Origin of the sequence: Sphingobium sp. BYY-5 (assembly GCF_022758885.1) — a bacterium.
Taxonomy (GTDB): Bacteria; Pseudomonadota; Alphaproteobacteria; order Sphingomonadales; family Sphingomonadaceae; genus Sphingobium.
Window position 1 is genome coordinate 782,806 of the sequence record NZ_JALEBH010000002.1, and the last position, 12,445, is coordinate 795,250.

General features: G+C 61.8%; 10 protein-coding genes, 2 pseudogenes and 1 other annotated feature. Of the genes and pseudogenes, 9 read left to right on the forward strand and 3 right to left on the reverse strand.

Annotated features, from left to right (window positions below; translation table 11 throughout):
* Nucleotides 1-91: 91 nt before the first annotated feature.
* The gene (locus MOK15_RS19540) at nucleotides 92-820 is read right to left on the reverse strand and encodes a FadR/GntR family transcriptional regulator (RefSeq protein ID WP_242933372.1); all 729 of its coding nucleotides are present in this window, start codon (nucleotides 818-820) and stop codon (nucleotides 92-94) included.
* 184 nt (nucleotides 821-1,004) lie between these two features.
* Here MOK15_RS19540 and MOK15_RS19545 point away from each other — a divergent pair, with 184 nt between their 5' ends.
* From MOK15_RS19545 to MOK15_RS19555, 3 genes are read left to right on the forward strand one after another with little or no spacing between them, the layout of a single operon-like run.
* On the forward strand, nucleotides 1,005-3,689 hold the full coding sequence (locus tag MOK15_RS19545) for a TonB-dependent receptor (protein ID WP_242933373.1): 2,685 nt from the start codon (nucleotides 1,005-1,007) through the stop codon (nucleotides 3,687-3,689).
* Nucleotides 3,690-3,713: 24 nt separating this feature from the next.
* On the forward strand, nucleotides 3,714-5,393 hold the full coding sequence (locus tag MOK15_RS19550) for a beta-xylosidase (RefSeq protein ID WP_242933374.1): 1,680 nt from the start codon (nucleotides 3,714-3,716) through the stop codon (nucleotides 5,391-5,393).
* 18 nt (nucleotides 5,394-5,411) lie between these two features.
* The gene (locus MOK15_RS19555; protein WP_242933375.1) at nucleotides 5,412-5,651 is read left to right on the forward strand and encodes a hypothetical protein; all 240 of its coding nucleotides are present in this window, start codon (nucleotides 5,412-5,414) and stop codon (nucleotides 5,649-5,651) included.
* Nucleotides 5,652-5,687: 36 nt separating this feature from the next.
* Here MOK15_RS19555 and MOK15_RS19560 read toward each other — a convergent pair.
* Nucleotides 5,688-6,916 (reverse strand): IS3 family transposase gene (locus MOK15_RS19560; RefSeq protein ID WP_242931456.1). Its coding sequence is split into 2 segments (ribosomal slippage): nucleotides 5,688-6,628 and nucleotides 6,628-6,916, totalling 1,230 coding nucleotides; the frame shifts between segments, so codons are not numbered across the junction.
* Nucleotides 6,521-6,635, reverse strand: a sequence feature (AL1L pseudoknot). Its footprint overlaps the gene before it by 115 nt.
* 74 nt (nucleotides 6,917-6,990) lie before the next feature.
* Between MOK15_RS19560 and MOK15_RS21940 the strand changes: the two genes are divergently transcribed.
* The 6 genes and pseudogenes from MOK15_RS21940 to MOK15_RS19585 form a co-directional block, all read left to right on the forward strand.
* The gene (locus tag MOK15_RS21940; RefSeq protein WP_278254328.1) at nucleotides 6,991-7,125 is read left to right on the forward strand and encodes a hypothetical protein; all 135 of its coding nucleotides are present in this window, start codon (nucleotides 6,991-6,993) and stop codon (nucleotides 7,123-7,125) included.
* Between the two features lie 27 nt (nucleotides 7,126-7,152).
* A pseudogene (locus MOK15_RS19565) lies at nucleotides 7,153-7,551 on the forward strand (MFS transporter); the annotation flags it as partial.
* A 16-nt stretch (nucleotides 7,552-7,567) separates the two neighbouring features.
* On the forward strand, nucleotides 7,568-8,005 hold the full coding sequence (locus MOK15_RS19570; RefSeq protein ID WP_242933808.1) for a hypothetical protein: 438 nt from the start codon (nucleotides 7,568-7,570) through the stop codon (nucleotides 8,003-8,005).
* The gene (locus MOK15_RS19575) at nucleotides 8,002-9,180 is read left to right on the forward strand and encodes an L-rhamnonate dehydratase (RefSeq protein ID WP_242933794.1); all 1,179 of its coding nucleotides are present in this window, start codon (nucleotides 8,002-8,004) and stop codon (nucleotides 9,178-9,180) included. Before MOK15_RS19570 ends, MOK15_RS19575 begins: the two co-directional genes overlap by 4 nt.
* 5 nt (nucleotides 9,181-9,185) lie before the next feature.
* A complete protein-coding gene (locus MOK15_RS19580) occupies nucleotides 9,186-10,049 on the forward strand; it encodes an NAD(P)-dependent oxidoreductase (protein ID WP_242933376.1) in 864 nt (287 codons plus the stop codon).
* A gap of 92 nt (nucleotides 10,050-10,141) precedes the next feature.
* Nucleotides 10,142-10,489: pseudogene (locus MOK15_RS19585) on the forward strand (transposase); the annotation flags it as partial.
* Nucleotides 10,490-10,701: 212 nt separating this feature from the next.
* Here the strand turns inward: MOK15_RS19585 and MOK15_RS19590 are convergent.
* A complete protein-coding gene (locus MOK15_RS19590; RefSeq protein ID WP_242933377.1) occupies nucleotides 10,702-12,219 on the reverse strand; it encodes a serine hydrolase domain-containing protein in 1,518 nt (505 codons plus the stop codon).
* Nucleotides 12,220-12,445: the final 226 nt, after the last annotated feature.

Consider the following 12,445-nt stretch of genomic DNA (forward strand, 5'->3'; position numbering starts at 1 on the left):
AAATCCCATTCCGCTAAAGCAGGGGCGATGGCGGGTTTGCCGCCGGGTTGCTGATGGCTCTAATCTAGTATGAGAAATAGATCAACGCTGCTTATAACATGCCGGCATCGGTCAACGCATTGCGGATCAATGCCAGCATCTTCAACCGGGCTTCCTCGCCTTCGCCGCGCATGATCGCGTCGAATACGGCGTCATGATCGGGCATGGGGTCGCGCGATTCCTTGCGCTCATCGCGCGCAAATCGAGTGGTCCAGGCGACTACTGCCGTGACCGACGTGGCCAGCGTGATGAGCGATTCGTTGCGTGTGGCGTGCAGGATAAGACGATGGAAACTCTGATCCGCGGCGCGCCCCTCCGGCGTTTGCAGGCCGAAACGGCGCATTTCCTCCAGGGCATGGCCCATGCGGGAAATATCCTGCCCGTCGCGACGCAAGGCCGCGAACTCCGCGGCCGCCGGCTCCACCACGATGCGCAGTTCGAAGATGTCGCGCAGGAATTCCGACGTCGGCCCCGCCTCGAACATCCAGGCGAGTACGTCCAGATCCAGCATATTCCACCGCAGCCTGTCGTTGATGCGGGTGCCGCTCTTGGTCCGGCTATAGACCAGCCCCTTGGCGGACAGGACACGGACGGCCTCGCGATAGGCGGTGCGCGACACGCCCTGTTCGGCGCTGTAGCGCTCCTCGCCCGGCAATATGTCGCCCGGCTGATAGCGGCCGCCGACGATCGCTATGCCCAGATCATGGGCGATCCGGTCATGCACAGCGCGCTGTGCCGGGCTGGAAGGACGGTAAAGCGGGTGATCGTCTGCTTGCATCATGCGCCTTCGTCCGCCCTGCCGCCTCGGTCGTCAAGCCTGATCCCGCCAAATTACGACAATTGGTATGAGAAAAATTGGCGATATGGCACTCAATCTCATTTCTCCGTCAAATTATGGCTTGAATCGGTTTAGAACACGCGCCATCTAGTATGAGAAATAAAAATGACTCGGAGGGGATATCATAATGATAAACGGAATAAGGCTGTCCATATCGCTGTTCGCGCTGTTGGTGGCGCAATCGGCCTTGGCACAGCCTGGCGAAGACAAGGGAGCCAAGGAGGTGGGCGATGGCGACATCATCGTCACCGGTATGCGCGCCAGCCTGTCGTCGGCGCAGAATATCAAGCGCAATGCCCAACAACTGGTCGACTCGGTCGTGGCCGAGGATATCGGCAAGCTGCCCGACAATAATGTAGTGGAGGCGCTTCAGCGAGTGCCGGGCATCCAGGTGTCGCCTCGCGCGCGTGGCGAATCCGCCACCGTGCTGATCCGCGGCCTTCCTGACGTGGTGACACTGATCAACGGCCGCAACATCTTCAGCACCACCGGCCGCTCGCTCTCACTGGCGGATGTCCCTGCGGACCTCGTCGCGGGCGTGGACGTCTACAAGTCGCGCTCCGCCGATCAGTTGGAGGGCGGCATCGCTGGACTCATTAACGTTCGCACTCGGCGGCCCTTCGACTTCAAGGGCTTCGAATTCGCGCTGGCGGGCCGCGAAGTCTATAGCGAGCAGCCCGACACGATCGATCCCTATGCCAGCGCGCTGATCAGCAACCGCTGGTCGACCAGCCTCGGCGAAATCGGCGCCTTGATCAGCCTCTCCTACCACAAGACCCGCTATCGCGACGAAACCATCTATAGCGGCGGCTATTTCGGCTATAATCTCGACAATAGTCGCGCGCCCTACACGCCAGGCGTCCCGCTCGACCCGCGCGGCACCAACCCGACCGATCCCAAGGTTTTCCGCACCGACGTGATCGGCGCCTTCGACCGGATCGGCACCCGCACCCGGCCTGCGGTCAATGCCACGCTGCAATGGGCGCCGGACGACCGGCTGACCATCCACGCCGACGGCCTCTTCTATGGCTATCGCGAACGCGGCAACAGCAATCAGAATTTCACGTCGATGAACGGCGCTCTGCTGTCGCCGCTGGTCTTTGTAGACAATACCAAGCTGGTCCAGTCGCTCAGCATCGCCAATGGCCGCGTCGCCAATTTCGGCGGCGGCTACCAGAATAAGGCGGACCGCTGGCAAGGCGCGTTGGGCACCGACTGGACCAGCGGGGATTGGAAGGCATCGACGGAATTCTCCTACACCCGGTCGAAGGCCACCGATGTCGGCAATAATCTGGATGTGGATTTCATCGCGTCGCGCACCGACGCGGTGTTCAACGACGGATCGGGCGCGCCCCATTTCACCCTGCCCAACGACGATATGGCCGTTCCGTCGCGCTATTATCTGTCGCGCCTGTCCACCACCCGCACCGTCGGTGACGGCAAGGAGCTGGCCTGGCGCGGCGACCTGTCCTACCGCTCGCCCTTCCTCATCTTCTCAGGCCTCGACGCAGGCGTCCGCCTCAGCAAGCGCGATGCCAAGTCGGACAGCTTTACCCAGACCATGAACTGTTCGGCCACCGGCGCGGTTCAGTGCTACAACATCAAGGCAGCGAGCCTGCCCGGCCTCATGACGGTAACGCCGGGCGACTTCTACAGCGGGACGCGCCAGTATGTGCGCCAATGGGCGACGCCCACCACCGATTATCTGCTGAACAATATCGGAACCTTGCGCCAATTGTTCGGCCTCGCTTCCGGTGATCCGGCCTTTCAGGACACCCAGCATTTCGACATCGAAGAGAAGAATTACGCAGGCTATGGCCAGGCCAATGTCGAGGTCGGCCGACTGGACGGCCAGATCGGCGTGCGCGTCATCCGTACCGACATCACCTCCAACGCCTTCCTGGTCCTGCGCGGTGCGACATCGCCTGTTACCATCCGCAACAAGAGCACCGACATCCTCCCCAGCCTGGCGCTGCGCTACAAGCTTAAGGACAATCTCTTCCTGCGCTTCGCTGCCAGCAAGACGATTACCCGGCCCAGCTTCGCCCAGCTCAATCCGGCGCTCACCCTGACTCCGCCCGTGCCGGGGCAGCAGCCCTTCGGACGCGGCTCCAGCGGCAATGCCGACCTTAAACCCGTCCGGTCGGACAATTACGACCTGTCGCTCGAATGGTATATCGACCGCTCCAGCTCGATCACCGCGACGCTCTTCCGCCGCGACGTCACCGGCTTCATCCAGTCGGTGACCAGCAATTTCGATATCGACTATCTAGGCGCGGACAATGGCGTCTATCAGATCACCCGGCCGGAAAATTCCGGCTCGGGCAAGCTGCAAGGGATCGAGGGCGGCTTCACCTTCTTCCCCAAAGGACTGCCAACCTGGCTGGACGGTATCGGCATCAGCGCCAACGGCACCTATATCGATGGCAAGAACAGGGCGCTCTCGCCCCTGCCCGGCGTCACCGGCTATATGAACATCCCGTTCCAGAACGTGTCCAAATATTCCGCCACCGGCACCTTCATCTATGAAAAAGGCGGCTTCTCCGCCCGTGCCTCCTATGTCTGGCGCGACACCTATAATGCCGGGCTGCACTTCACCGGTGTCAATCCCAACTTCATCACCAACGGTCAGATCAGCAATCTCGACCTGTCCTTCTCCTATGAGATCAATCCTAACTTCACCATCGTCGCCGACGCGACCAACATACTCAAGAATCTCTACCAGACATCGTTCAACGACCCCGACCTCTACCCGCGCGATACCGTTCTCTACACGCGCACCTTCGCCGTCGGGTTCCGGGCGAAGATCTAAATGTTCCTATCGAGAGGATGCCATATGATGATTCCCAGGGTGATCGCTTCGCTGTCCGTGCTGATGGCGCTGCCTCACGCGGCCCAGGCGCAGGAAGTGAGACAGGTCGCGATCAGCGTGGACGCGGGCAAGTCGGCCGGCAAGCTGCCGCCGGTCTGGCGCTTCTTCGGCGCGGACGAACCCAATTATGCGACCATGAAGGACGGTCGCAAATTGCTCGTCGAACTGGGCGAATTGAAGAAGGGTCAGGTCTATTTCCGCGCGCATAATCTGCTCAGCAGCGGGGACGGCACCGCCGCCTTCAAATGGGGTAGCACCAACGCCTATACCGAAACCCGGGACGGCAAACCCGTCTATAACTGGGCCATCGTCGACGGCATCATCGACGCCTATCTGGCAGAGGGCATCCGCCCCTATCTCCAGATCGGCTTCACCCCCGAAGCGATGGCGAACGCCCCGACGGGCACTCCCTACCGCCATAGCTGGCGTCCCGGCTTCGCCTATAACCTGATCGCCACAGGCTGGACCTATCCGCCCAAGGATTATGAGAAATGGGCGGAACTGATCCATCAATGGACGCTCCACAATATCGAACGCTATGGCCGAGCCGAGGTCGAGAAATGGTATTTCGAGGTCTGGAACGAGCCGAACTCGCCCTTCTATTGGAGCGCAAGTCCCGAAGAATTCTACAAGCTGCACGATTATGCCATCGCTGCGGTGCGCGAGGCGCTGCCCACCGCGCGTGTCGGTGGTCCCGATGTCGCCGGCCCCGGTGGCACCTTCATGGATGGCTTCCTGAAACATGTGTCGTCAGGCAAAAACTATGTGACAGGCCAGACCGGAACGCCGACCGACTTCCTGTCCTTTCACGCCAAGGGCAAGCCGATCTTCATCGATGGCCATGTCCGTATGGGCATCGCCACCCATCTGCGTGAAACCGATGGCGGCTTTACGAAGATACTGTCGATCCCCTCGCTCGCCAGCAAGCCGATCGTCATCGGCGAAAGCGATCCCGAAGGCTGCGCCGCCTGTCCAGGACCGGCCAACGCCTATCGCAACGGCACCATGTATTCCAGCTACACCGCCGCCAGCTTCGCGCGCATCTGGGAACTGGCCGAAAAGCGAAAGGTCAATCTGGAAGGGGTTGTATCCTGGTCCTTCGAGTTCGAGGATCAGCCTTGGTTCGCGGGCTATCGCCAGCTCTCGACCAACGGCGTCGACCTGCCAGTGCTGAACGTCTTCCGCCTGTTCGCGCAACTGGGCGAAACGAAGCTGGCCACCAACAACAACGCACAGGTGCCGCTGGACAGGCTGATGAAGAATGGCGTGCAGGGGGATGCCGACATCGGCTCCATCGCCACCCGCACCGCCGACGGCAAGATCGCGTTGCTCATCTGGCACTATCATGACGACGATGTCGCCGGGCCGGACGCCCAGATCAGGCTCAGCCTGAACGGGATCAGGGGCAAGCCCGTGCAGGCAACGCTGTGGCGCGTCGATGGCGATCATGCCAACGCCTTTAGCGCCTGGAAAAAGATGGGATCGCCCCAGTCGCCCAATCAGGACCAGTATAAGCAACTGGAGGCCGCATCAGTCATGCAGGCGGAAACGCTGCCTGTCGCGAAAGGCCAGCGCGATGCCGTCAGCATTGACCTGCGCGTGCCGCGTCAGGGCGTCGCCCTGATCGTCCTCGACGGCCAGTAAGGGCAAAAGGTGGAGGCCATGACACAGGCGCGGGCGACGGCTCTCCGGGGACGCTGGGCGATTGCGGTGATGATTACCGTCGCCATCGCCATCAGCTATCTCGATCGCCAGACCCTGCCCTGGGCGATCAAATATATCGAGGCTGATATCCCGATCGGCAACCAGACCAAGGCCTTCCTCGATTCCGCCTTCCTCGCCACCTACGGCCTCATGTATCTGGGTGGCGGCTGGCTGCTCGATCGGATCGGCACGCGGTGAAGCGTCCCGGGTTTTCTGGAGGCTGTGCAGTTTGACTCAGGCAGCCATATCGAGGGTCTCAATGGCCGCATAGTAGTTAGCTTCGGCCTCGGCGGGTGGGATGTAGCCGAGCGGGCCGAAAAGGCGATGGTTGTTGTACCAGTCGACCCAGCTCAGCGTCGCCATTTCCACCGCCGATGCGCTTGGCCAGGACCGCTGGCGCCAGATGACCTCGGCCTTGTAAAGGCCATTGATCGTCTCGGCCAAAGCATTGTCGTAACTGTCGCCGACGCTGCCGACCGAGGGCACGAGGTTGGCCTCCGCCAGGCGCTGGGTGTAGTTCATGGCGAGGTATTGCACGCCCCTGTCGCTGTGGTGGATCAAGCCGTCATCCGGGCCGGGTCTGCGCGCATGGATCGCCTGCTCAAGGGCATCCAGAACGAACCCGGCCGTGGCTGAAGTACTGACCTTCCAGCCCACGATGCGCCGCGCATAGGCATCGATCACGAAGGCCACGTAAACGAACCCTGCCCAGGTGTGGACATAGGTGAAATCGACTACCCACAGGGCGTTCGGCCGGTCCACACGAAACTCCCGGTTCACCTTGTCGAGCGGGCATGGCGCCTTGGGATTGCTGACGGTCGTGGTCGTCTTCTTCCCTCGACGAATACCGGCCAGCCGCATGCTACGCATCAGTCGCTCGACCGTGCACTTGGCGACATCAAGGCCCTCGCGCCGCAACTGATGCCAGACCTTGCGCGAGCCGTAGAGTCCGAAGCTGGCCTCGTGAACGCGCCGGATCTGCTCGCACATGTCGTCATCCCGGCGCGCACGGGCGGAACGCTTCGCCGGATCGGCAAGACGGGCCGCGTGTTCGTGATAGGAGGACGGGGCGATCGCCAGTTCGCGGCAGATCGGCTCGATACCCAGGTCCTCGCGATGGACGTCGATGAACGACATCATCATCTCTCGCGGCGGTCGAGCTCCGCCATCGCAAAATATGCCGACGCCTTGCGAAGGATCTCGTTGGCTCGACGGAGCTCCTTGACCTCGCGCTCCAGCAGCTTGAGCCGGGCCTTATCATCAACACCCTGCGCCGCTGGTGCCGCCCGTCGGCCTGCCTCCGTGCGGCACCAGCGGCGCAGCGTCTCGGCCGTGCAGCCGATCTTCGAGGCAATCGAACTCATCGCCTCCCATTCCGAGCCGTAATCCGCACGGTGCTCGCCAACCATTCGCACCGCTCGATCACGGACCTCAGGCGAAAATCTGTTTCCCATCTTGCTCATACCGGATGCTCCTTCTCACAGTTCGGAGCCTCCGGAAAACCCGGGACGCTTCACGGCGAGGCTTTCTGGCGATCATGATCTTCTGGTCGCTCGCCTGCGCCAGCCACGGACTCGCCGGCGGCATAGCGGCGCTGGTGGTGAGCCGGTTGCTGCTGGGCGTGGGCGAAGGGGGGGGCTTTCCGGCCGCGACCCGCGCCATCGCCGAATAGTTCCCGGCGCAGCGCCGCGCCGCCGCCATGGGTCTCGTCAATGCCGGGACCGCAATCGGCGCGATCATCGCCCCACCGCTGATCGCGGGCATATTGGCCTATGGCGACTGGTTCGGCCTGTCGAGCTGGCGCTGGGTCTTCTTTGTCACCGGTGGCTTTGGGCTTGCCTGGGCGCTCTGGTGGTTCGCAAGCTATCACACGCCACCGGCTCCCGACACCGACACGCGCGGAGCCGATGGCCCGGCCCCGACCATCGCGATGCTGTTGGCGCGCCGCGAAGTGCGTGGCCTGGTCGCCGCCAAATTCCTGAGCGACGGCGCCTGGTATTTCTACCTCTTCTGGCTGCCCAAATATCTGTTCGAAGCGCACGGCTTCGCTCTGAAACAGGCCGCGACCATCGGCTGGATTCCCTATGCCGCCTCCGGCGTGGGCAGCCTGTGCGGTGGCTGGCTCTCCAGCCGCCTCCTCTCGTCCGGTCGGTCGGTCGGTCGACGCCGCGCGCAAGATCGCCCTGGGCCTCAGCGCCGCCTGTATGCCCTGGGTTATGCTCGCGCCATCGACCGCATCTGTCGCGGCGATCATCGCAATTTTCAGCCTCGCCTTCTTCGGGCAGCAAAGCTGGTCGACGCTGGTCATGATCCTGCCGACCGACCTCGCCCCGCGCAGCGCGCTCGGCCGCCTCGCTGGCCTCGTCGGTCTGGGCGGCGCCTTCGGTGGCATCGTCATGGGGCAGGCGGCTGGTTGGGCGCTCGACGCCGGACTTGGCTACACCCCTGTCCTGACCGTGGCTGCAACCCTGCACCTAATCGCCTTCGCGCTGATCTGCTTGTCCATCCCCCGCGTTTCACGTCTCACCTTCACTCGAAAGGCCGTTCCTTGAAAATCACCGAAATCCGCACCCGCGTCGTCCAATGGGAAGGCGAGACCGTGCCGCTGCCACCGCATTTCTGCACCAATCCGATGGACCTGGTGTCGCCTCTCCTGTCGCCGGAGACGATGGGCACCTTCACCTTCCACGGCTGGCTGATCGTGGAGATATTCACCGATGAAGGGCTGGTCGGCATCGGCAATGCCGCGCTCGCGCCGCTGGTGACGAAGCAGTTGATCGACCACTATCTTGCCCCGCTGCTGATAGGCCAGAACCCGTGGGACAGCGAATTTCTGTGGCAGCATATGTATCGCAAGACCATGGCGTTCGGGCGCAAGGGCGTGGCGCTGGTCGCCATTTCCGCGCTCGACATCGCGATCTGGGACTTGATGGGCAAGGCCGCGAAACAGCCGGTCTTCCGTCTGCTGGGTGGTCGGACAAAGGCGAAGATCCCGGTCTATGCCAGCCGTCTCTATTCGATTCCGCTGGACGAACTGGCGCGGGAAGCCGCTGCCTACAAGGCGCAGGGCTACAAAGCGATGAAGCTGCGCTTCGGCTGGGGACCGATCGACGGCGCGGCGGGCATGGCGCGCAACGTCGAACTGATCCGCACGGTGCGCGAAACCGTGGGTAACGAGATCGACATCATGGCCGACGCCTATATGGGCTGGAGCCTTGACTATGCGAAACGGATGATGCGCCTCATCGAACCCTTCAACCTGCGCTGGCTGGAAGAAGCGATCATTCCCGACGACATCAACGGTTATCATGAACTGCGCCGCTTTGGCACCACGCCGATCGCCGCGGGCGAGCACGAGTTCACCAGCTACGGCTTCCGCCAGATGATCGAGGCCAAGGCGCTGGACTATTTCCAGTTCGACACCAACCGAGTCGGCGGCATCACCGCCGCCCGTAAGATCCAGGCACTGGCCGAAGCCTACTCAATCCCCGTCGTCCCCCATGCCGGGCAGATGCACAATTATCATGTCGTGATGGCCAGCTTGAACTCGGCCATCGCGGAATATTTCCCGATGGTCGATGTGGAGGTCGGCAACGAACTCTTCTGGTATATCTTCAAGGGCGAGCCACAGGCGGTGGACGGCCATATCGACCTGGACGACAACCTCCCCGGTCTGGGCCTCGAAATCGACGAGGCCGCTCTCTCTCGCTTCAAGGTGATCGGATGACGAACATGAAAGTAGCCGTTTTGGGGCTAGGCCTGATGGGCGGCGGCATGGCACGCCAATTGCTCGCTGCCGGGTTCGACGTGGCGGTGTGGAACCGCAGCCGCGAAAAGGCCGAGGCATTGGGCGAAGCCGGTGCGCGGATTACGGAGACGCCGGCCGAGGCGGCGATCGATGCGGCAATCGTCGTCGCCATGCTGGCCGACGACAATGTGTCGCGGGAAATCTGGACCGGCGATAATGGTGCGCTCGCTGCCATGGAGCAGGGCGCGATCGCGATCGAATCCAGTACGCTGACCAATGACTGGGTGTTCGAACTCGCGCGTGAAGCCGTCACGCATGGCGTGCGCTTCATCGAAGCCCCGGTTACCGGCAGCCGCGATCAGGCGGCGCAGGGTATGCTCCGATTCCTCGTCGGTGGCGAGGCCAACGTGATCGAGGCCGCCCGCCCGGCCTTCGACGCCATGGGCAACGCACTCGTCCATCTCGGTCCGATCGGCAGCGCAGCGACGGTCAAGCTCGCCAACAACTTCCTGTGCGGCGTACAGGCGGCCAGCCTGGCCGAAGTCATTGCCCTGTTCGAAAAACATGGCCTCAACGTGGAGCAGGCCATGGCCGTCCTCTTCGACGGCGCGCCCGCCAGCCCGATGGTGAAGGGCGTTGGCCGCCGGATGCTCGACCGCGACTATGCGCCTCATTTCCTCGTGCCGTTGATGGCCAAAGATTTGGGCTATGCCGCGCAGGCGCTTGCCGACGTCGGTATTACCTCCGCCATAGCCCAGGCCGCGCGGCAACGTTTCATGGAGGCGGACGTGGCAGGCGAAGGACATCGTGACATAGCGGCGATCGTGGAGCCGCTTAGAAAAGCCTGAAAAACAAGAGGGAGGAGCGAATGAAAAATCGCCACGATCATGACTCCTCTGTCACCCATATCGGCGCAGACCAACGCGCCCGCCGCCACGGCCTTGCGTATCTGGGACTCGTGCCCTCAGAGAGTTCGACGGGGGAACGGGTGAGACGCGGTGGTATCACTAAGGCCGGCAACATGCGGGCACGCCGGGTGCTGATCGAGGGCGCGTGGATCTATCGCTTTCCGGCCAGAGTGAGCCACACGCTTCAAGTCCGTTTGGAAGATCTCCCGATCCCTGTGCGTGAGATCGCCTGGAAGGCGCAAGTCAGGCTATGCGCTCGCTATCGAAAGCTTATGGCGGCCGGAAAGCGAAAGGCCGTCGCCGTGACCGCGATAGCACGCGAGATGGCGGCATTTCTCTGGGCCATTGGGTACGAAGTCTCACCAGCCGTGCAGGGCTGAGGCAGGCGCCTGTAACCATAGCGAGGAGCAAATCGAAGCCGATATCATCTGTTGATGTACGAAGTGGGGGATAAGGCCACGGTGGGGAACCCTCGCGTCCGCTTTGTGGCGGACTGTTACAGTCTATGCCCGACTGAATGATTTTTCTGGACACCCACGGTCGTTAGATAATTGGAGCCTTCGTGCAAGCTGCCTCAAGTGACAAAGCGGCCCTAAATCCTGTCGAAAAACATCGTGTCATTGCCCGCTTTCACTCTCAAGGCCTTGACGCGGCGATCGGCGCTGCGATCGAACCTGAACAACAATGTGGCTGCCGGAACATATGCATCGGGCATCGCATAAGTTGATGTGTCGACGGGGACCAGGCTTCGGTTTCGGCCTCTTGCCAGAAGCTCGAGTTTCTTGCCGGAGCGGAGTACCTCCAGCGTTTCGGGGCTGAAGCCCGTATCAAGAAAGCCGGTGACAGAAGGAGCCTGGCCGTCCCGGCGACGATACTGGCCGACATAATCGTCAATCCAGGCCGTTTCCGGGACGGGATTGACTCTGACGGACCAGTCGCCGGGCCAATTCAGCGCATCGGAAACGGCGTTGCGGATCTCGTCGCCCAGAACGTCACCGTGGGTGCCGTTGGTCAATATGACCAAGCCATCGCCCTCCGCCAGATTGCCCTCTATATAAGCTTTGTAGCTGTCATTTGCCCCGGCATGATGGAATATCCGGGCCGCGCCTTCGCCTGCAAGGCGAAAGCCCAAGCCATTGAAGCCTGGGGTTACAGTCGTCATCATTTCGGTAGACAGGTCCTGCGGCAAAAACCCGTCAGATCGACGATAACTTGCGCCAATGGCGATGACCATGCGTGCAAGATCTTCAGCGGTTGTCCAAAGTCCCGACGCGGCGAGTTCCGGGAAGCTCTGCCAACCCCGCGGCAGTGCGGCTGGCTGCCCCTTTCCGTCATGGGCATGGGCAATATTGACAATATCGTCGGCGGGAGATGCTGCGAATTGGCTACGCCTCATGTCGAGCGGGCCGAAAATCTCCCGCTGCGCGACCGTAGCGAAGGGATCACCGGTGACATCCTCGATCACGGCCTGCACGATCATGTAACCACCGCCGGAATAGCGTGATCGGGTACCTGCAGTGTCCGTCCTCACAAGTGGCCTGTTCATCGCCGGGCTGTCTCCGCGCAATGTCTGGACGAGGGTCGGCAGGGCGGCGCCGGGCAGATAGTCCTCAAAACCATGGACATTGAAGCCGCTGGTATGAGACAGGAGCATCCGCAGCGTCACGGCCCCCAGATCCCCCGGCGGGCCGGCAGGAACGCGCCATCGCTTCAACCATCGATTCACGTCGGTATCGAGATCGAGAATGCCGCGCGAAACCAGCCTGAGGCATAGTAGCGCCGTCGCGACCTTGCTGATTGAACCTACAGAGAAGAGCGTGTTCGGGCCTATCGGCGCCTTTTTTCCGGCAATCCGGGTACCAAAGCCCTCAATGGAATCTACACGCCCCTGACGGATCACCCCTATGGCGACACCCGGCACAGCATGGTGCTTCATCCGTTCGGACATCGACCATCGGTCAGTGTCGGAATATATGGTCGGACGCAGTTGCCAATGCGAAATGTCGCCAGGCTTGGCCGCCTCGGCCGAGGAGATTGCGATAAAAGGCGCGCTGAGGCTTCCAGCCAGAAGGCTTCGTCTGTCGATATGCGGCATGAGGAACTGGCCCATAAATCGGCAGCGCCCGCCATATAGATGCAAAGCTGGTCCGGTGCCCTAACCAACCCGTTAGATCGATGCCAACTACCCTAGCCAGATCGCTTAAGTCGTCAACAGGCCACTCGCGATGCCGTTAAGCGCCCTTAACAGACCGTGGTCCAGCTATCATGGTCTCTGGGCCACTCCGCAGGGGGCAGATCAGTAGCTCATCCTCGCATGCATCAATCCAGCGAAAAGG